Source organism: Thauera sp. AutoDN2 (genome assembly GCF_051280715.1).
In the GTDB taxonomy this organism is placed as follows: Bacteria; Pseudomonadota; Gammaproteobacteria; order Burkholderiales; family Rhodocyclaceae; genus Thauera.
Map to the genome: position 1 here is coordinate 41830 of NZ_JBNCAR010000005.1, position 18815 is coordinate 60644.

An 18815-nucleotide genomic window follows, 5' to 3' on the forward strand; every position below is an offset into this window, starting at 1 on the left:
GGACAAACGAGTTCGCGGAGGGCGAACGGGGCGCGGACCTTCTCACCCCTGCGCCCCCTCGGGGGCCGGCGGTTTGCCGCCATAGAAGGCTTCCAGGACCTCCACGATTTCTTCTGCGGCATCCACGCACGTGGACAGCCGCACGTCCTGCGCGCTGATGAAGCCCTCCTCCACGAGATAGTCGAAGTCGACTGCGCGGCGCCAGAATTCTCTGCCAACCAGCACGATGGGAATGCGAGCCATCTTGCCCGTCTGCACCAGAGTTAACACCTCGAACAGTTCGTCGAGCGTGCCGTATCCGCCCGGGAAGGCGACCAACGCCCGCGCACGCAGCAGGAAGTGCATTTTGCGCAGGGCGAAATAGCGGAACCGGAATGCAAGCTCGGGGCTGATGAAGGGATTGGGCTCCTGTTCATGCGGCAGGGTGACATTGAGTCCGATGGAGCGCGCACCGGCCTCGAAGGCGCCGCGGTTGGCCGCTTCCATGATGCCGGGGCCGCCCCCAGTCACAACCACGAAATCGCGCCGTTCTTCCTGCTGGAAACGGGACGAGACCAAGTGCGTAAAGCGCCGCGCCTCTTCGTAGTAGCGCGCATGGGCCAGCTGGCGCCTGGCCGTAGCAAGATCGCGTGCCTGCAGCGGGTCGGACTGACCGGCCGCCATGCGCGCCTCGAAATCGGCAAGCTCTGCTTGCGCCTCCTCGTGGGAAACGACACGCGCGCTACCGAAGACGACGACGGTTGAGCCGATCCCTTGCGCGCGCAGTTCATGTTCGGGCTTGAGCAGTTCCAGTTGCAGACGCAGCGGACGCAAGTCGTCGTGGGCGAGAAATTCGACGTCCTCGTGTACCAGCCGATACGCCGGCCCGTTCATGATCGCCTCGCGAAGCGCCTTGCGTTGGTCAGCATCGGTCATGTCCACCACCTCCAGCCCGGCCGACCCATCGCACGCGCGTACCGGGCTCCGGCACTGCTACGTCCCAGCCACGTTCGGCGCGCAGCCGCTCGGCGAATGCGAGCGCGGCGCTGGCCTCGCCATGCACCACGAAAGTCCGGGCTGGCGGCTTGCGGAAGTTGGCTGACCATCCCAGCAATGCGGGCTGGTCAGCATGTGCCGACAGTCCGCCCACGGTGTGGATCGCCGCGCGCACGGGGGTGTCTTCGCCAAAGATGCGCACCCGTGTCGCGCCATCAACCAGACGCCTACCGAGGGTGCCTTGCGCCTGGAATCCCGTGATCAGCACGCCGCATTCGCGCCGCGGCAGGTTGTGGCGGAGATGGTGCTTGATGCGCCCGGCGTCGCACATGCCGCTCGCGGAAATGATGATGGCGCCCGAGCGGATCTGGTTCAGAGCCCTGGACTCGTCGGCGCTCGCAGTGAAATGCAGATAGGGCAGGTCCCTGCCCAGGGCGTGCCAGCCCGCGAGGTGTTTCGCCGCATCGTCGAACAGTTCCAGATGCCGGCGGGTGATGCGCGTGGCTTCGGTAGCCATGGGCGAATCGACGAAAACCTTCAGATTGCGCAACCGGCCTTCGCGGGTGAGGCGGTGCAGGTGATACAAGACCTCCTGGGTGCGACCGACCGCGAACGCGGGCACGATCACGTTGCCTCCCCGTTCGTGCAAAGTGCGGTCGACGATCTCGATCAGTTCGCTCTCGCTCGATGCCATGTCCTTGTGCGCGCGATCACCGTAGGTGGACTCCATGATCAGAATGTCCGCGTCCTCAATGGGCGTCGGATCGCGCAGGATAGGACGCCCCGGCTGGCCAAGATCGCCGCTGAAGACGAGCTTGGTCGTCTTGCCGTCTTCACTGAGCCAAACTTCGATGATGGCCGATCCGAGGATGTGGCCTGCGTCGCGGAAGCGGCAGCGCGCTCCGGTATGAGGTGTAAATTCCTGGTCATAGGCGGTCGACCGCACTTGACGCAGACAGTCCCGCGCATCCTCCAGCGTGTACAGAGGGGTCAGCTCCGCGCTCCTACCAGGTTCCGACCTAGCGTAACGCTTGGCCCGCTCAGCATCGCCCTCCTGGATATGTGCGCTGTCGGGCAGCATCACCTGGAGCAGATCGGCGGTCGCGGCGGTGGTATAGATCGGCCCCTGGAAGCCCGCACGGGTGAGCTTGGGCAGCAGGCCGCTGTGGTCGATGTGCGCATGAGTGAGCAACACGAAATCGATGGATTCCGGGTCGAATGCGAACGGCTTGCGGTTGCGCGCCGGTGCCTCGCGCCCGCCCTGCACCATGCCGCAGTCCACCAGGAAGCGCGCGTCTGCGGTCTCCACCAGGTAGCACGAGCCAGTTACCTCGCGCGCCGCGCCGAGAAAGGTGATGTTCATCTAGTCTCCCCACCTGCTGGTGCGATCCGTTCCGGGCTGTCTGTCGCCAGCCTGTCGAGCAGGTCATGCATGACACGATTGATGGAGTTGAACCGGCTTGCGTCCGCAAGCATTTGCTGCGGCGTCTGGATGTAGCGGCCTTGGACGAGTTCGTTGGCGCCGTGAGCGATTAGCTGTTGTGCGGTGCCCAGGGTTGTTTCCAGGTGAAACTGCAAGCCGACCACCAGCCCGTCGTAAACGAAGGCCTGGTTCGCGCAGCCGGCGCTGCGAGCGGCATGCACCGCGCCGGTCGGAATGTCGTAGGTGTCGCCATGCCAGTGGAACACATCGATTTGCCGTGGGAAGGCTTCCAACAGACCGTCGCCAGAGGCGGCCTCCGTCTTTTCGACCGGAAACCAGCCGATCTCCCTGTCGGCGTTGGCGTAGACCCTTGCGCCAAGCACATCGGCGACCAACTGCGCCCCGAGGCAGATGCCGAACCGCGTGCCCACCGCGCCGAATCCACTCCTCGATGCTTCCGAGCCCTTCGAGCGGCACGTGCTGCAGGTAATGTATGTTCATCGCGTTCCTCCTTGTCCAGCGCTGATGTTCCGGCGCGCCTGTTTCTCACTTAGATCGGGTTTGAGCCGGTCATATACGAGGCGGTATGAAACCGACTGCCCTTCCGAAACCTGCGCCACGGAGGAGATGACGAGTTGTCCAGTCCCGCCATCGATCTGGTAGCTCTGGACGAATTTCTTTCCGAGTGTCGTCGTCTCGACCACCAACACGGTGCCTTCCCAGCCCGCGACGGCTACCCGCTGCTGCAGCCCGCCGCTGGCGGAAACGCTGGCGCCGCGAAAATCGGTGAAGAGGCGCTGACGTCGATCGCTCTCGTCGGCGATCAGCAGCATCGGATCCTGATGGATGACATGAAGCTCTTGCGCAGGGGCCAGCAGCGCGGACAGTTCCCCGGAGGACAGGCCACCACTTCCACCCATGCCACCCCCGCGGCCCTGGCGTCCACCACCCCGGCCCATTCCTCCGGAGCCGCCGCCCATCCCACGCCCTCCGCTTCTGGCCTGTCTTGACGCCTGAGCGGCCTCCTTGGCCTTTTCCCGCGGGTCGTCGCTGGCCTTGGTGTTCAGGAGCCAGTCGCCGGAGTAATCCGGCCTGGGCGGCGATGCAAGCGCACTCCGATCTATAAGACGCTGATACAGCGCCCAGTGAGCCGCACCAGCCGACTCGCATTGCGATTGCGCGTCACGGATCGCCTGAGATGCGGATACGTCCCCATCCTCCTGTACCACCCCCGTGACGAGGCTCGTAACGCTATCGCCGACATGGCCTTGCGCCGGGGAAGGCGGCGCGGCCATGGCGCTGGCAGCCAATGCCAAACCGAGCCACGGCGCGGTGGCGAGACGCTTCTTCAGATTCATTTCATATCTCTCGCCGTTATGGCGGGTTTCCCGCGCGACAGGCCGCGCCAGGAAATGGCTGCGATCGCCACCCACATCAGCGTGCGGAAGCTCATCGCGATGACCGTGCGCATTTCATAGGCCCCGTCGGCATAGACGTGCGCGCCGAATGCCGCAAGGGCAAACGCAGTCGCTGCGGCGATAACGACGGCCAGCCACACCGCCCAGCGATGCCGCAGCCACAATCCAGCGCCAGCGATGACGTAGGCGAAGCCGGCCAGAAAGTTGAACCAGAGCACGAACGGCACGTAGTTCCCGGCAGAGGCTTGCGCCGCTTCGCCACCGAACAGGATCGCGCCGCCCTCCTTGATGGTCAGCAGGCCGAAGCCGACAGCGACCAGGGAAATTGCCCAGATACGGAATCCTTTTCTCTGCATGGGTACCCTCATGTTTTCCCCCTTCCCGGGAATTTCCCGCCTGCTTTCATTTCGAAGGAACAGCCAGTGCAGCCCGATAAAGGGCGAAAGCCTCGGCGGACTCCCGCAAGAACCACTCCCTCGGATGTGGCGCGGCGTGGGTTCTGAGCACCAGTCCTTGAATGACGCCAACAAGGGAAATTGCCACGGCATGTGGTTTGATGTCGGCTCTGACTAGGCCCTGCTGCTTGGCGCGAGCGATGATTTGGGCCAAGCGGGCGACGTAGTAATCGATGAGCATCCGTACGCGCCGCTGAAGACTGGGATCGCCCTCTTTTGTTAACCATGACAACAGGCGCCAGGGGACGTCAGGGTGCTTGGCGATGAACGTGATCTGCTGTTGGAATGCGCTCTCCAGTTCCCACAGGGGGTCGCCTTTCCCCCCGCGTTTGACTGAGCGCAAGAGCCGGCCTCTCACTCTGGCAATAAACCTTTTCCGGCCACCGCGGCTGTCCGTCTGCGGAGGCGACCATCGATCCTCGGCCGCGGCGGCGGTTCCAAGCAGACTTTTCATATCCGCGAACAGGTAGTGGCGCGTGGTTTCCCACCACCGCTTGAGATGCTCCTGCTCGAAACGATTCATGCTGTCGTCCGTCATGGTGCCTCGTCCTTAATCTGCAAGGTCATTCAAACCCCCGCCCTTCACCGGCCTCTCCATGGGTCACGCCGTCGCGGATGTGGTAGATGCGCTTGAATGTGGGGATGATCTTTTCGTCATAGGTGACGACGATGATGGCGGTCTCGAACTTCCGGGCCATGTCATTGAGGATGCGGATCACAGCCATGGCGCGCTCGCTGTCGAGAGGCGCGGTGCGCTCATCGGCCAGGATCACCGGCGGGCGATTGACCAATCCGCATGCGATGGCGACCCGTTGCTGCTCGCCACCGGAGAGTGCGAGGGCATGGCGCGAGCCCGGTGTTGCACATCGAGCGCCGTAAGCAGTTCCAGCGCCTTCGCGCGCGACTCCCGACTCCCCATTCGCGACGGATGCCGGATCGAACTCGAATGGCTTGCGGTTACGCGTCGGTGCCTCTCGCCCGCCTTGCACCATGCCGCATTCCACCAGGAGGCGGGCGTTGGCACTTTCCACCAGAAAACACGAGCCCGTGACTTCGCGTGCCGCACCCAGAAAACTCAGCTTCATGAGAGCTTCACTCCAGCTTCTTCTTTTGCACCGGGCAGGTGCTCAGGCCGAACAGGCGGTAGCCTGGACAGCGGCCTGCCAGGCCGGTGAGGAGTGGCATGATTCCAATGAGTCCCAGCCAACGCCAGGATGAGTCCAGCCACAATGGGAGGCTGAGGAGAACCAGTCCGATGACGATGCGCACAATGCGATCGAGACTTCCAACGTTGATTTGCATGACGGTCTCCTTATGTTGCGTCAGCGGCTTGAAAACGCGACGGGGGCGGCAGCGCCACTGAGCGGATGGGTTGCGGTCGATGCCGCCGTGGATACGTCCCAGCCGCCACCAAGGGCCTTGTACAGCGCCACCAGTTGCACGGCAGCGTTGGTATGTGCCCGCGCGGCTGCGGTTTCGGCCTCGTGCAGGCTGCGCTGGGCTGCCAGCAGTTCGACCAGCGCAATGTCGCCGGCCGCGTAGCGCGTCTTGGCGTGGCCGTAGCTTGTGCGCGCGGCATCCAGTGCCATGCCGCGGCGCTCCAGTGTGTCCAGCCCGCCGTGGTAGTCGCCCAGCGCGCGCTCGGCGTCGCCCAGCGCCGTCAGCACCGCCTGCTCATAGGCCAGCGCGGCCTGCCGCTCGGCCGCCTCGCGCGCCCGAATTTCGGCTCGCACACGGCCACCGTCGAACAGGCGCCAGGAAATCAGCGGCAGGATGGAAAAACGCGAGCTGGATGCATCGAACCAATCGCCCGTACTGAGCGCTTGGAACCCGCCGCCGACACCGATGGAGAGTTTGGGGAACAGTTCGGCCGTGGCCACGCCAATGTCGGCAGAACTCGCTGCCAGGCGACGTTCCGCAGCCAGTACGTCAGGACGTCGGCGCAGCATATCTGCGCGCTCGCCCACCGGCAGTGCCCGCAGCGTGCTCGGCGTCAAGGGGCCATCAAGGAGTGCGAGCTCCCGCTCCGGCGGTGCGCCCAGCAGTACGCCCAGGCTGAGTACCGCGGCGCGCTGACGCGCCTGGATATCCGGGATGAGCGCGTTGACTGCTGTCCATTGGGCGTACGCCGCCTCCACGTCGGCGGCCGACGCGTCGCCCATCGCATGCCGCAGGAGCACCAGTTCCAAGGTCTGCTGCAGCGTATCCAGTGTGGCCTGTTGTGCGTGCAACTCGTAGCGGGCGCCGACGGCGGTGAACCAGGTGCGCGCGACCTCGGCCACGATACGCATGCGTACGCCCTGTGCCTCGGCTTCGGTCGCCTGCAGGCGGGCGCTGGCCCCTTCCAGGGCACGCCGCTTGGCCCCGAACAAGTCGGCCTCCCAGGCCGCGTCGAAGCCCGCGTCGTAGATGGTCTGCGTGGCTTCAAGACCGGGGATGGAGCCTACGGGCAAGGGGCCGTTCTCGCTTTGACGGCGCCGGTTGACGCTGGCTCCAGTGCCGACGGTCGGAAGCCGGTCGCCGGCCACACGATCGCGCAGGGCGCGTGCCTCATCGATGCGTGCGGCAGCCTGGCGCAGATCCAGGTTCTGTGCCAGCGCCGTGGCCATCAGACGATCGAGGACTGGATCGTCCAGTGCAGACCACCATTGGCTCAAGTCTGCGGACTGGGATTCGCTTGCCAACGGCAAGCTCCAGCCGCTGCCGACGTCGACCGGCGGCGGCTCGCGGTAGTCGGGGCCCACGCTTGCGCAGGAAGTCAGCAGCACGCAGGACAGGGCCAACGCGAGCGGACGCAAGCGTCCAGGGGTCAGGCCGGTGACGGTTGCGTGAAGAAAGGGAGTGCGGGTTTTGGATTTCATTGCAGGCGTCCTCGGACGAATACGGTGGCCATCGTCAGCGTGGCGAGGGCGATGACCGCCAGCGGCCACAGGCTGGCGAGAATGTCACCGGACGGCATGGCCTTGAGAAAGCTGCCTTCGACGATGATGAGGAAGTGGGTCAGCGGAATGGCCTGAGCCAGCCATTGCAGGACGACGGGCATGTTTTCCACAGGCGTCGCAAAGCCTGACATCAGAACCGCCGGCACGCCGATGGCGAACGCGCCCAGGATGGCCTGCTGCTGCGTCATGCTGACCGCGGAAATCATCAGGCCGATGCCGACCACCGACAGGATGAACAGCACCAGACTGGCGAGCAGGAGTGCAAACGAGCCCGTAAACGGGATGCCGAACAGGAATACACCCGCGCTGATCATGAACAGGCCGAGCGCGGTGCCAATTGCGAGCGCCGGCAGTGACTTGGATATGATGATCTCGGGCGTCGAGGTGGGCGACACCAGCAACTGGTCGAAGGTGCCGAGTTCACGTTCGCGTGCAATCGACAGCGAGGTGATGAGCAGCGCGCTGAACAGCGCCAGGATGCCCGTCAGGCCGGGCACGATGAACCAGCGGTAGACCAGATTCGGGTTGAACCAGTGGCGCACGACCACGGGCGTCGGTGTCTGGGCGTCGGGCACGACCTCGGCACCGACCTCGGCGGCGATGGTGGACAGATAGGCCACGGTGATCTGCCCGGAGTTGCTGCGCCGTCCATCGACCAGTACCTGCGCGCGGCCACTTTCGCCGGCGGCGATGGAGCGCGAAAAATCCACCGGGATGGCAAGCGCGGCAATCACCTCGCCACGGTCGATCAGCTCGTGCAGCTGCTGCTGGCTGTCGACATGCCGGACGTGGGTGATGAAGCGGGCGCTGTCCAGACGCTGTACCAACTCGTGCGACCAGCGCCCCGCATCCTGGTCGTAGACGGCGATATCGACGTTGCGCACTTCCAGCGTCGCGGCAAAGGCGAACACCAGCAACTGCAGGATCGGCGGCACGAACACCACCATGCGGCTGCGAGGGTCGCGCAGGACGCTGAGCACTTCCTTGATGAACTGGGCGCGCAGGCGGGTGAACGAGAACGCGGAAGTCAACATCGCCTCACTCCAGGTTCTTGCGCGTGGCGCGCTTGGCGATCACGAAGAACAGCACCCCGATCGCCGCCATGGCCGCCAGGTTGGGCAGGAACACGGCCCAGATGTCGCCGGCCAGGAACACGGTCTTGAGCGAATCGACGAAATAGCGCGCCGGAACCACTCGGGTGATGGCCTGGATTGGCGCGGGCATCGCGTCGATCTCATACAGAAAGCCCGACAGCATGAAAGCCGGTAGAAAGCCCGTGAACAGCGCGATCTGTGCGGCCAGGAACTGGTTGCGTGCCAAGGAAGAAATCAGTAGGCCCTGGCCCAGTGCCGGCACCATGAACACCGCCGACAAGAGCAACAGGGACAGCAAGGAGCCACGCATCGGGACGCCGAACACGAACACCGCCAGCGCTGCCGCGCCCAGCGTGGACAGCATGCCGAGCACGAAGTACGGCAGCAGCTTGCCAATCAGGATTTCGGCTACCGAGGCGGGCGTGGACAGCACCGCCTCCATGGTGCCGCGCTCCCATTCGCGCGCCACCACCAACGCAGTCAGCATGGTGCCGATGATGGTCATGACGATAGCGATGGCGCCGGGAATCAGTGCGCGGCGACTTTCCAGCTCGGGGTTGAACCAGTAGCGCGGTTCCAGCATGACGGCCTGCGCGGGCGCCGCGACATCGAGCCCGGCGCGCCAGGACTGGACCACGCCGCGGGCGTAGTTCTCGACGTAGTTGGCGGTATTGGGGTAGGAGCCATCGGTGACGATCTGCACCAGCGGCTCGCTGCCACGCTGGGCCAGACGCTGCTCGAAATCCTGCGGAATCACCACGTAGCCGCGCAGGTCGCCGGAGACCAGCTGGTCGGCCACTTCGCGCCGGTCATGGGCGAAGTGGGCATCCAGGAACTTTGTGCCGGCAAAGGCCGCCGCAAGCTCCTGCGCTGCAGCACCGGGCGACTCCAGCACCACGCCGACACGGACATCCTTCGCATCCAGCGACACCGCATAGGCGAACAGCAGCAGCAACACCACCGGCAGCACGAACGCGATCAGCAGCGTCGAGGGGTCGCGCAGCGCTTGGTAGCTTTCCTTGGTGACCAGGGCGATCAAGCGCCGCAGATCAAAATGGCGCAGGTCGGTCTGCTGTGGTCCTTTCCCGTCTTTGTGCTTTGTGGTGCCGTTCATATGGCGGCCTCCAGCTCGCGGTCCGCCGACTCCACCAGGTGAATGAAGGCGTCCTCCATCGTCGGGTCGGGTCGTTCGGGGCTGATCGCCGAGCGTTTGAGCGCATCGGGCGTATCCAGCGCAATCAGTTGCGCACGCGACAGCATGGCCACGCGGTCGCAGTATTCGGCCTCGTCCATGAAGTGGGTGGTGACCATGATGGTCACGCCCCTGCGGGCCAGGCCGTTGATGTGGGTCCAGAATTCGCGCCGGGTGATGGGATCCACCCCTGAAGTGGGTTCATCCAGAAACAGCACCGGGGGCCTGTGCATGAGCGAGCAGGCTAATGCCAGGCGCTGCTTGTGTCCCAGTGGCAGGGAATCGGGCGTGGCGGACAGCCAGTCGCCCAGATCGAAGGTTTCGATCATCTCGGCGATGCGCTCACGCCGGGTGTTGCCTTCCAGTCCGTAGACGCCGGCCGAGAATTCCAGGTTCTGCTGCACCGACAGCAATCCATAGAGCGAAAACTTCTGCGCCATGTAGCCGAGCCGGCTCTTGGCTGCGCCGGTGGCGCGGCGCAGGTCATGGCCCACCACATGTGCTTCGCCAGCAGTGGGTTTCAACAGGCCGCACAACATCTTGAAGGTGGTGGACTTGCCGGCGCCGTTGGGGCCGAGCAGGCCGAAGATTTCGCCCTTTTGCACCTCGAAGCTGACGTTGTCGGTGGCGGTGAACTCGCCGAAGCGCTTGGTGAGGTTTCGGCACGACACGGCAACGTCGGAACCCAGCTCAACCGGCGGCAGACGCTCGGCCAACATCGAAGTGCCGCCAGGGCCGCCACCGAGCAGATCGATGAAGGCGTCTTCGAAGCGCGCAGGCACCTGCGCCAGCCCCACCTGCGCCTGATCGGACAGGGCCTGGAGCTGCTCCGCTTGAGCGCCCTCGCGCAACACCACGCGCACGCCGGCGCCCTGGATCACGCCATCGCTCACGCTGGGCAGGTCGAGTGCTTGGGTCAGGACCGCTCGGCGCTCGGCACCGACGTCTTCCAGACGGAAACTGCGGCCTTCGAGCTGCGCGGTCAGCTTCTGCGGCGGGCCATCGAACAGGAGCTGCCCTTGGTTCAGCAGCAGCACGCTCTCACAGCGCTCGGCTTCGTCGAGATAGGCGGTGGACCAGACCACAGCCATGCCCTCGTCGGTCAGCGCCTGCACCATGCGCCACAAGTCCTGGCGGCTGACCGGGTCGACGCCCACGCCGGGCTCGTCCAGCAGCAGCACCTTGGGCCGCGCCATGAGCGCACAGGCAAGGCCCAGCTTCTGCTTCATGCCGCCGGAGAGCTTTCCGGCCAGGCGTTTGGTGAAGGGTCCGAGCCGCGTGAAGTCCAGCAGCTCGGCAAACAGATCGGCGTTGCGGTCCGCATCCATGCCGCGCAACTGCGCATACAGGCGCATGTTCTCCATCACCGACAGGTCTTCGTACAGGCCAAAGCGTTGCGGCATGTAGCCGCTGGCGACATGAATGGCGTCGTTGTCCTTGACCACGTCATAGCCTGCCAAGGTGACGTGGCCGGCGTTCGGCACCAGGAGGCCGGTCAGAATCCGCATCAGCGTGGTCTTGCCAGCGCCATCGGGGCCGACCAGACCGGTCAGCCGCCCATAGTGGATGCGCGCGCTCAAGCCCCTCAGCGCCTTTACGTCGCCGAAATGCTTGTCCACGCCTTCGATGACGACGGCAGCGTCTTCGCCCGCACCAGCAGGCACGGCGGCGATGGCAGGGCTTGCCTGCATCTCAACGCTCCCCCGGGATACTGGTGCCGGCTTTCGCATCGACCTCGATCGTCACCGGCATGCCCTGGCGCAAGGCACTATCGCTGTCGGCTTCGTCGATGACGATGCGCAGGCGGTACACCAGATCCGTGCGCAAGTCCGTCGTCTCCACCGTCTTGGGGGTGAACTCGGCGCGCGGCGAGATGAAGCCGATCTGGCCGCGATAGACCTTCTCTGATGAATCGCTTTTGACGCGTACCACAGTACCGGGCGCGATGCGCCCCAAGTCCGACTCGCCCACGTAGGCGCGCACGTAAACCGGCTTATCCAGGCTCAGGCTGTAGACCGCGCTCTGGCTTGCAACCATGCTGCCGGGCTCACGCACCCGTGCGATGACGGTGCCACTACTGGGCGCCACCAATTCGGTGTCCGCCAAGGCTGTCGTGGCTTGCGCTGCGGCAGCCTGTGCGGCAGCAAGGCGAGCTTCTGCCGCGGCGATGTCTTCCTTGCGAAAGCCTTCGGATGCTTGCGACAGGGCCGCCTTCGCTGCTTCGACGCCAGCGGCTGCCTGGTCTCGCGCCGTGCGGGCGGCATCGACCGTGCGCTGGCTGCTGGCGCCCGATGCCAGCAGGCCACTCTGGCGCTTGAAATTGCGCTCGGTTTCGGTGGCGAGCGCCTGGGCCTGCCTGAGGGCCTCGCGCGTCTGGGTGATTTCCTGCGGTCGCAGGCCGCGGCGCAGCTTGGTCAGTTCCGCCTGCGCCACCTGCACCTGGGCCTGCGCTGCTGCAAGGGCTTCCCGATAGGGTTGCGCATCGAGCGCCGCCAGGCGCTCGCCGGCGCTGACGGTATCGCCCTCATCGAAAGCCATTTGCATCACGCGCCCGGGCTGACGGAAGGCCAGTTGCACCTCGCGGATGTCGACGTTGCCGTAGAGGCGCAATGCATCTTGTTGTCCATGGTCGCGCGACAGCCAGAACGCCAGTGCGCCGCCAAGAGCGAGCACGACGACGGCGATCACGACCCAACGGGTTTTTCTGAAGAGGTTTGGAGTTGTCATCGATGGGTTTCCGCTGGATAAAGGTGCTCAGTGCTCGCGTGCGACCGGCGCATTCGCCGCTGACCGGCGCCAGGCTATGGCCGCTATGCCAGCCCACACCAACGTGCGCAGCGTCATGGCGACCACCGTGCGCCGCTCCCAGGCGCCACCCAGAGCCACATGCACTCCGAAAGCCAGGAACACGAGTGCGGTCCCCACCGTGATGACAATCGCCAACCACGCGGCCCAGCTCCGGCGCATCCACAAGCCGACGCCGGCGACGATGTAGGCGAACCCGGCCAGAAAATTGAACCAGAGCACGAAAGGCACATAGTGGCCGGCGGCTTGGCGCGCTGCGCCGTCGACAAACAGAACGGCGCCACCCTCCCGAATAGTGAGCAGGCCGAAGCCGATCGCGAGCAGGGAGATCAGCCAGTGCCAGATGCTGCGTTGTGGATGAGTGGTCATCTTCATGGCCTTTGCTTGATCGGGGAAACTCCCAGGCCTTCGCCGTCGTCGCGGCGCGCGTGTGCATTCCGCCGGGCGGTCGGGCTGAGTGTTGAATGACGCGGATTCGCGCTGGAGGCGCGACGCGATCGCATGACCGTGGTGTGCCTCTCGGCTGACCGAGCAACTGCGTGGCGGCAGGATGGACGGCGTTTCATCGGGTGTGCGTGATGCCACGGAGATAGATGGCAAACACGGCTGGCGCGTCACGACGGATGCGACTGACCTTGCCGGCCAACAGCGACTGCATGACCAGTCCCTGGATCGTGCCGATGAACAACACGGCGGCGGCATCTACGTCCAGTTCCGCATCCAGGTCGCCCTGCGCCTTGCCGGCTTCCATCAGGCGACGCAGGCGCTGTTCGTATTGACGGAGCAAGGTCTGCACCATCCGCTTGGCGAGCGTCTCGCCAGAGCGCTGCAGTTCTCCGAACAGCATGCGAGGCACGCCGGGATGCTTTGCCACGAAGTCGATGTGCGTCATGAACATGGCTTCGAGCGCCGCGGCAGGCGACGCGGCGCCTTCGGCCGCCTTGTCCACGCGCACCAGCAGACGCTCACCGACCCAGGTCATCGTTGCCTCCAGGATCGCGTCCTTGGTGGGGAAGTGGCGAAACAGCGCGCCCTGCGTCAAACCCATTCGATCAGCGATGGCCGTGGTCGTGATCTCGGCCGGGTTTTGCTCCGCGGCCAAGTCCACCACCGCTTGCACTGTGGCAGCACGCCGCTCTTCAGCGGACAGATGTTGAGGACGTTCGCTCACCGATCAGACTCCTTAAAGTAAGTGACCTATTACTAGCCTAACATGCAAAACGTCCGCGTCGCAAGATCGGGAATACGGTTCATTGCACGGGAAAGGATGGTTCCCGCCCCATCCATGGGTCGTGGCCAAGTGAGCTGACGAGACCCAGGAAGCGAACGAACTTCTTATGCGGCTCATGAGTAATCGGTCGGCAGGTCGGCCACCCCAGTCAGAACAAAAGAAGCGATTTCGTTCGAGCGAAGGCGGAAATTCCCCCAGGCGTTCTGCAAGGCCTTGCATCTTTTCCCGTAGGCATTATGATAGTAATAGGTTACTTACAACATGGGAAGATCAAAGGTGGACACCCTTGCCATACCTGACAAGCCCGCGCCGGCACCGTCCGAAGTCGTCTGTCGCCCCGATGTCCTGGATACGCTTGCGAACGCGTGCCGGGCACGCGGCACTGGCGGGTTGTCACCGGCGGCGGGTTTGCTGGCTTGGTACGACTGGGCGCTGCACCTGAGCCTTTCACCGGGCAAGCAGCGCAGCCTGATCGAAAAGGGGTTGCACAAGCAGCGACGCTTGGCGCGTTACGTCGCGCACGTTGCAAGTGCCCGCGGCTGCCCCACGTGCATCGAGCCGTTGGAGCAGGATCGGCGCTTCGAGGCGCCGGCCTGGCAGCAATGGCCGTTCAACGTGATCCACCAGGGCTTTTTGCTGCAGCAGCAGTGGTGGCACAACGCCACCACCGGCGTGCGCGGCGTGTCGCGCCATCACGAGAACATGGTCACTTTCGCCGGGCGGCAGTGGCTGGACATGTGGTCGCCATCGAATTTCATCTGGACCAACCCGGAAGTGCTGGAAGCCATCAGAACCAGCGGCGGCGCCAACCTGTGGCGCGGCGCGATGAACTTCCTCGACGATGCACAGCGCTTTGCGCTTGACGATGAACCGGCCGGTGTCGAAGGCTTCAAAGTCGGCCAGGACGTGGCGGTCACGCCAGGAAAGGTGGTGTTTCGCAACCACCTGATCGAGCTGATCCAGTACACACCCACGACCCCCGATGTGTATGCCGAGCCGGTGCTGATCGTGCCCTCCTGGATCATGAAGTACTACATCCTCGACCTGTCACCGCACAACTCGATGGTGAAGTACCTGGTCGACCAGGGGCATACGGTGTTCATCCTTTCATGGAAGAACCCGACCGCGGCCGATCGCGACCTCGGCCTGGAGGATTACCGGTGGCTGGGGGTCATGGATGCACTGGACGCGGTCACGGCCATCGTGCCCGAGCGCAAGGTGCAGGCGGTTGGCTATTGCCTGGGCGGTACCTTGCTGACGATCGCCGCAGCCGCGATGGCGCGCGATGGCGACGAACGGCTGCACAGTTTGACGCTGCTGGCGTCGGAGACCGACTTCCGCGAGTCGGGCGAAATCGCGCTTTTCATCGACGACAGCCAACTCGCCTGGCTGGAAGCCGGGATGTGGGACAAGGGCTATCTCGACGGCAAGCAGATGGCCGCCTCTTTCCAGATGCTCAACTCGCGCGACCTGATCTGGTCGCGCCGCGTGCGCGAGTACCTGCTGGGCGAACGGCAGGAGTTCAATGACCTGATGGCCTGGAATGCCGACGTGACGCGCATGCCGTATCGCATGCACAGCGAGTACCTGCGGCGTTTGTATCTGAACAACGATCTGGCCGAGGGACGCTACCAGGTCGGCGGACGGCCGGTGGCGATCGCCGACATCGAAGTGCCGATGCTCATCGTCGGCACGGTGCGCGACCACGTCGCCCCCTGGCCATCCGTGTACAAGATGCACCTGCTCAGTGATGCGGAGCTGACCTTCGTACTGACCAGCGGTGGGCACAACGCCGGCGTGGTCAGCGAGCCGGGGCACCCCCGGCGCAGCTATCAGATTGCGACCCGCAGCGTCGGCGCTCGCTACGTCGATCCGCAAACGTGGCGTACCGAAACCCCGCTGAACGAGGGCTCCTGGTGGCCAGCCTGGCAGCAGTGGCTGGCACGACATTCGACCGAGCGGATATCGCCGCCTGCCATGGGCGGCACGCAGGGACCGCTTGGTGATGCACCGGGAACCTATGTGGCAATGCGCTGATACGACTCGCCGAAGCCGAGACAAGGCCAGGCCATTTCAACAGGGACATCACTAGGGATGGCCCACACCCGCCCCGAAGGGGGCCCACCATGACCGAAGGGCACTGCAATGAGCAACGAACTGCCAATCCATCTCTACAAAGCCAATGCCGAGCTGCAACTGCAGATCACGCGCTTGCTGCAGGAGAGCAGCCATCACTGGCTCGAAGCCATGCAACAGCTCAGCGCTGGCGGCGTGCTGGAGACGACCTCGCGCATCCAGGGCCTCCAACAGGCGGCCGACTGGCAGGCGCTCGCGACCTTGCCGTCCGAGGTGTTCTGGCGTCTGTGTCAAGGCCGCATGGGCGATGCCCAAGCGGTCGGGCAAGTAGCAGCCAAGAGCCAGACGGCCTTTGCCAATGGACTGCGCCAGGCGCTCACGACTTGGCAGGAGTCTGTCTCCGAGGCATTCGGCGCCAGTGGCGACGCAGCCTCTTTCACGCAGCTTTGCCAGCGCTGGGCGCAGCCCTGGACCGCCCCAAGCGCCGTACCCCAAGGCAAGACCAAGAAATGAGGGGACGGCAATGTATACGACGCAACGGACGGCGCTGGTGACGGGAGGCAACCGGGGGTTGGGCGCTGCAATCGCCCGTACCCTGCACGACGTCGGCCACCGCGTGATCGTCACGCATACCCCCGGCAACATCACGATTGGCCAGTGGCAGCAAGCGCAAGCGACACAGGGCTACACATTTGCTGCCTACGGGGTGGATGTATCCGACTACGAATCAACGCAGGAACTGGCGCGGCGCATCCACGCCGACGGTCATCGGATCGATATCCTGGTGAACAACGCCGGCATCACCCGCGACGCAACGCTGCGCAAGCTCGACAAGGCCGGGTGGGATGCCGTACTGCGCACCAACCTGGACTCCATGTTCAACGTCACCAAGCCGTTCGTCGATCCGATGGTCGAGCGCGGCTGGGGTCGCATCGTCAACATCTCGTCGATCAACGGCAGCAAGGGCCAGTTCGGGCAGACCAATTATTCGGCGGCCAAAGCCGGCGTGCACGGGTTCACGAAGGCGCTGGCGCAGGAGGTCGCGCGCAAGGGTGTGACGGTCAACACCGTGTCGCCGGGTTATCTGGCCACCGAGATGGTGATGGCGGTGCGGGAGGACATGCGCCAGAAGATCATCGATGCGATTCCGGTTGGCCGTCTGGGCCAGCCGGACGAGATTGCGGCACTTGTCGCCTTCATCGCCAGCGAAGCCGCCGCCTTTATGACCGGCAGCAACGTGGCGATGAACGGCGGCCAGCATATGTATTGAGTAGTCGAGGGGCCTGCGGCATGAAAGTCTGGACCATTCGCTTGGGCAGTGTCTTCCCCGCTCGCTGCAATTCACCGAAGAGCATCCTTGGCACACCCGGGTGCTCGGTCACGAAGCATGCGCATTGACATGAGGGTGCTTTCGCGGTGACGGATAGTGATCTGCAAGCTCTCCGATTGACCGCACGTCTAGCAGGCGTCGTTACCCTGATCCTGACACTGGTCGACACCCCCATCGCTTGGTGGCTGGCTCGTACCAAGACCTGCTGGAAAGGGCCGATAGGAGGCCGCCTTGGAGCTTAGATTGCTACGCTATTTCGTTGCAGTCGCGGAAGAGCTGCATCTCGCTCGCGCGGCCGAGCGTCTCGGCATCGAGCAATCTCCGGTTTCGCGGGCAATGCGCGACCTCGAACGCCTGCTGGGCGTGTCATTGTTCGACCGCAGTGCCCGGCAGACGCGGCTGACTTGGACCGGCCAGGTGCTGCTGGGCGAAGCTCGGCGCGTCTTGGCCACCGTGGACCAAGCAGTTCAAGCTACCAAGGCTGCAGCGCAGGGCTACCAGAGCTATTTGCGCATCGCCATCTGCGACAGCCTTGCCCAGCCACGCATCGCCTCGCTACTGGCGCGCAGTCGCGAGGAAGAGCCTGAATTGGGGATTCGGGTCTTCGAGCTGCCGTTTTCGCGGCAGCTCAAGGGCCTGCACGATGACCTGCTGGATGTCGGCTTCGCGCTGTCCGATGCGATCAACGGAGGGCTGATCGCCGAGCCTGCCTGGAGCGATCCGCTATCGGTGATCGTGCCGACACGCCATCCGTTGCTCGCGCATGCACAGGTCAAGTTGGAGGACGCCTTGAAGTTTCCGCTGGTGCTGTGTCACCCGGATGCGGCGTCGGGCTGCCATGACCAGATTCAGGCACTGCTCGACGGCGCGGCCATCACGCCCAAGGTAGCCGACCACGTGACGAGCCTTGGCGTGATGCTCACGCTGGTGGGAGCCGGTTATGGCATCGGCTTTGCCATCGGCGCACAGGTGCAGACTTGGCAGCGGCCCGACATTGCGACACGCCCGCTGGCGGGCATCACGCCCACGCTGACGACCTACCTGCTGCGCCGCCAGAGCGAGCCCTCGGAACCGATGAAGCGGTTCTTGCAGCGTGCTCGGAGGTTGTTCCGGCCGCAAGGCGATGTGCACGCTCCTTGACCCGCATCGGTCCGGGTACGTTGGCTATTGGCAGCCGTCTCCGGCTCTGGGTGGACTTAACTGGTCCGTCACGTTGACCGACTTGGATTTTTGAGTCCAGAATAGAGGCCTTCTTGGGAAGCTGACCCCAAGAAATTCTTTGTTGATCAACCAGTTGGGTTGTGGGTGCTGTTCCCTTCACCCGCTCCAGCCCCATTCCTGCACAAGGCCAGTCCCGCACCGGACTGGCCTTTTTGCTTTTGCACGCCCGCCCTCGCTCACAGCTCGGGCGGCAGGTAGAGCGACTCCTTCACCTCCTCCATCACCACGTAGCTGCGCGACTCGGTCGCCGAGGGCAGCTTGAGCAGGATGTTGCCGAGCAGGCGGCGGTAGTCGCTCATCTCGGCGATACGCGCCTTGATCAGGTAGTCGAAGTCGCCCGACACGAGATGGCATTCCATCACCTCCGGCACGAAGGCGAGCTCCTTCTTCACCCGGTCGAAGGCATCATTGGACTTGGCCGACAGCTTGAGCTCGACGAACACCAGCAACGCCCGGCCGAGCGCGTGTGGATCCACGCGCGCGTGATAGCCCGTGATCACACCCTCGCGCTCCATGCGCCGCACGCGTTCGGTGCACGGGGTCGCCGACAGGCCGACGCGCTGCGCCAACTCGGTCATCGAAAGGCGCCCGTCCTTTTGCAGAAGATCGAGGATTTTCAGGTCGATACGGTCGAGTTCGCGCATTTCACTCCC

General features: G+C 64.3%; 19 protein-coding genes and 1 pseudogene. 4 read left to right on the forward strand and 16 right to left on the reverse strand.

The window, feature by feature from the left end:
* Positions 1-42: 42 nt before the first annotated feature.
* From ACPT9U_RS04695 to ACPT9U_RS04765, 15 genes and pseudogenes are all read right to left on the reverse strand, one after another.
* Positions 43-915, reverse strand: coding sequence for a TIGR00730 family Rossman fold protein (locus ACPT9U_RS04695; RefSeq protein WP_435750059.1), 873 nt, complete (start codon positions 913-915; stop codon positions 43-45).
* Entirely contained in the window at positions 902-2338 is a 1437-nt protein-coding gene (locus ACPT9U_RS04700; protein WP_435750060.1) for an MBL fold metallo-hydrolase RNA specificity domain-containing protein, read from the reverse strand. Before ACPT9U_RS04700 ends, ACPT9U_RS04695 begins: the two co-directional genes overlap by 14 nt.
* Positions 2335-2829: a type 1 glutamine amidotransferase gene (locus ACPT9U_RS04705; RefSeq protein ID WP_435750062.1), complete on the reverse strand. Its 495-nt coding sequence runs from the start codon at positions 2827-2829 to the stop codon at positions 2335-2337. Before ACPT9U_RS04705 ends, ACPT9U_RS04700 begins: the two co-directional genes overlap by 4 nt.
* 66 nt (positions 2830-2895) lie before the next feature.
* On the reverse strand, positions 2896-3756 hold the full coding sequence (locus ACPT9U_RS04710) for a hypothetical protein (protein ID WP_435750063.1): 861 nt from the start codon (positions 3754-3756) through the stop codon (positions 2896-2898).
* Entirely contained in the window at positions 3753-4184 is a 432-nt protein-coding gene (locus ACPT9U_RS04715; RefSeq protein ID WP_435750064.1) for a hypothetical protein, read from the reverse strand. The genes ACPT9U_RS04710 and ACPT9U_RS04715 overlap by 4 nt, the downstream gene beginning before the upstream one ends.
* 34 nt (positions 4185-4218) lie before the next feature.
* Positions 4219-4809: a TetR family transcriptional regulator C-terminal domain-containing protein gene (locus ACPT9U_RS04720; RefSeq protein WP_435750065.1), complete on the reverse strand. Its 591-nt coding sequence runs from the start codon at positions 4807-4809 to the stop codon at positions 4219-4221.
* Positions 4810-4834: 25 nt separating this feature from the next.
* Positions 4835-5175: pseudogene (locus ACPT9U_RS04725) on the reverse strand (ATP-binding cassette domain-containing protein); the annotation flags it as partial.
* A gap of 188 nt (positions 5176-5363) precedes the next feature.
* Entirely contained in the window at positions 5364-5573 is a 210-nt protein-coding gene (locus tag ACPT9U_RS04730) for a YgaP family membrane protein (RefSeq protein WP_435750066.1), read from the reverse strand.
* Positions 5574-5593: 20 nt separating this feature from the next.
* Positions 5594-7132 (reverse strand): efflux transporter outer membrane subunit, encoded by a 1539-nt coding sequence (locus tag ACPT9U_RS04735; RefSeq protein WP_435750067.1) that lies wholly within the window; start codon positions 7130-7132, stop codon positions 5594-5596.
* Positions 7129-8247 (reverse strand): ABC transporter permease, encoded by a 1119-nt coding sequence (locus ACPT9U_RS04740; RefSeq protein WP_435750068.1) that lies wholly within the window; start codon positions 8245-8247, stop codon positions 7129-7131. Before ACPT9U_RS04740 ends, ACPT9U_RS04735 begins: the two co-directional genes overlap by 4 nt.
* Before the next feature lie 4 nt (positions 8248-8251).
* Positions 8252-9421, reverse strand: a complete 1170-nt coding sequence (locus ACPT9U_RS04745) for an ABC transporter permease (RefSeq protein WP_435750069.1) — start codon at positions 9419-9421, stop codon at positions 8252-8254.
* Positions 9418-11190 (reverse strand): ATP-binding cassette domain-containing protein, encoded by a 1773-nt coding sequence (locus tag ACPT9U_RS04750; protein WP_435750070.1) that lies wholly within the window; start codon positions 11188-11190, stop codon positions 9418-9420. Before ACPT9U_RS04750 ends, ACPT9U_RS04745 begins: the two co-directional genes overlap by 4 nt.
* Position 11191: 1 nt before the next feature.
* On the reverse strand, positions 11192-12226 hold the full coding sequence (gene hlyD, locus ACPT9U_RS04755) for a secretion protein HlyD (RefSeq protein ID WP_435750071.1): 1035 nt from the start codon (positions 12224-12226) through the stop codon (positions 11192-11194).
* A gap of 27 nt (positions 12227-12253) precedes the next feature.
* Positions 12254-12679, reverse strand: a complete 426-nt coding sequence (locus ACPT9U_RS04760) for a hypothetical protein (RefSeq protein WP_435750072.1) — start codon at positions 12677-12679, stop codon at positions 12254-12256.
* Positions 12680-12866: 187 nt separating this feature from the next.
* Positions 12867-13475: a TetR/AcrR family transcriptional regulator gene (locus ACPT9U_RS04765; protein WP_435750073.1), complete on the reverse strand. Its 609-nt coding sequence runs from the start codon at positions 13473-13475 to the stop codon at positions 12867-12869.
* 336 nt (positions 13476-13811) lie between these two features.
* On the opposite strand from ACPT9U_RS04765, the gene ACPT9U_RS04770 reads away from it, so the two are divergent.
* The 4 genes from ACPT9U_RS04770 (at position 13812) to ACPT9U_RS04785 (ending at position 18081) form a co-directional block, all read left to right on the forward strand.
* A complete protein-coding gene (locus ACPT9U_RS04770) occupies positions 13812-15572 on the forward strand; it encodes a PHA/PHB synthase family protein (protein WP_435750074.1) in 1761 nt (586 codons plus the stop codon).
* A gap of 108 nt (positions 15573-15680) precedes the next feature.
* On the forward strand, positions 15681-16124 hold the full coding sequence (locus ACPT9U_RS04775; RefSeq protein ID WP_435750075.1) for a phasin family protein: 444 nt from the start codon (positions 15681-15683) through the stop codon (positions 16122-16124).
* Positions 16125-16134: 10 nt separating this feature from the next.
* Positions 16135-16881, forward strand: coding sequence for an acetoacetyl-CoA reductase (gene phbB / locus ACPT9U_RS04780; protein ID WP_435750076.1), 747 nt, complete (start codon positions 16135-16137; stop codon positions 16879-16881).
* Between the two features lie 303 nt (positions 16882-17184).
* Positions 17185-18081, forward strand: coding sequence for a LysR family transcriptional regulator (locus ACPT9U_RS04785; RefSeq protein ID WP_435750121.1), 897 nt, complete (start codon positions 17185-17187; stop codon positions 18079-18081).
* A gap of 257 nt (positions 18082-18338) precedes the next feature.
* Here ACPT9U_RS04785 and ACPT9U_RS04790 read toward each other — a convergent pair whose 3' ends face one another.
* Complete coding sequence (locus tag ACPT9U_RS04790; RefSeq protein WP_418364011.1) at positions 18339-18806, reverse strand: winged helix-turn-helix transcriptional regulator; 468 nt, start codon at positions 18804-18806, stop codon at positions 18339-18341.
* Between the last annotated feature and the right edge of the window lie 9 nt (positions 18807-18815).

What these genes read in the sequence shown, in the direction of transcription:
- ACPT9U_RS04720 (WP_435750065.1), bottom strand. Translation starts at nt 4,809, where the DNA reads ATGACGGACGACAGCATGAATCGTTTCGAGCAGGAGCATCTCAAGCGG.
- ACPT9U_RS04735 (WP_435750067.1), bottom strand. Translation starts at nt 7,132, where the DNA reads ATGAAATCCAAAACCCGCACTCCCTTTCTTCACGCAACCGTCACCGGC.
- ACPT9U_RS04715 (WP_435750064.1), bottom strand. Translation starts at nt 4,184, where the DNA reads ATGAGGGTACCCATGCAGAGAAAAGGATTCCGTATCTGGGCAATTTCC.
- ACPT9U_RS04745 (WP_435750069.1), bottom strand. Translation starts at nt 9,421, where the DNA reads ATGAACGGCACCACAAAGCACAAAGACGGGAAAGGACCACAGCAGACC.
- ACPT9U_RS04695 (WP_435750059.1), bottom strand. Translation starts at nt 915, where the DNA reads ATGACCGATGCTGACCAACGCAAGGCGCTTCGCGAGGCGATCATGAAC.
- ACPT9U_RS04750 (WP_435750070.1), bottom strand. Translation starts at nt 11,190, where the DNA reads ATGCAGGCAAGCCCTGCCATCGCCGCCGTGCCTGCTGGTGCGGGCGAA.
- ACPT9U_RS04775 (WP_435750075.1), top strand. Translation starts at nt 15,681, where the DNA reads ATGAGCAACGAACTGCCAATCCATCTCTACAAAGCCAATGCCGAGCTG.
- ACPT9U_RS04710 (WP_435750063.1), bottom strand. Translation starts at nt 3,756, where the DNA reads ATGAATCTGAAGAAGCGTCTCGCCACCGCGCCGTGGCTCGGTTTGGCA.
- ACPT9U_RS04730 (WP_435750066.1), bottom strand. Translation starts at nt 5,573, where the DNA reads ATGCAAATCAACGTTGGAAGTCTCGATCGCATTGTGCGCATCGTCATC.
- phbB (WP_435750076.1), top strand. Translation starts at nt 16,135, where the DNA reads ATGTATACGACGCAACGGACGGCGCTGGTGACGGGAGGCAACCGGGGG.
- ACPT9U_RS04700 (WP_435750060.1), bottom strand. Translation starts at nt 2,338, where the DNA reads ATGAACATCACCTTTCTCGGCGCGGCGCGCGAGGTAACTGGCTCGTGC.
- ACPT9U_RS04790 (WP_418364011.1), bottom strand. Translation starts at nt 18,806, where the DNA reads ATGCGCGAACTCGACCGTATCGACCTGAAAATCCTCGATCTTCTGCAA.
- ACPT9U_RS04740 (WP_435750068.1), bottom strand. Translation starts at nt 8,247, where the DNA reads ATGTTGACTTCCGCGTTCTCGTTCACCCGCCTGCGCGCCCAGTTCATC.
- ACPT9U_RS04760 (WP_435750072.1), bottom strand. Translation starts at nt 12,679, where the DNA reads ATGAAGATGACCACTCATCCACAACGCAGCATCTGGCACTGGCTGATC.
- hlyD (WP_435750071.1), bottom strand. Translation starts at nt 12,226, where the DNA reads ATGACAACTCCAAACCTCTTCAGAAAAACCCGTTGGGTCGTGATCGCC.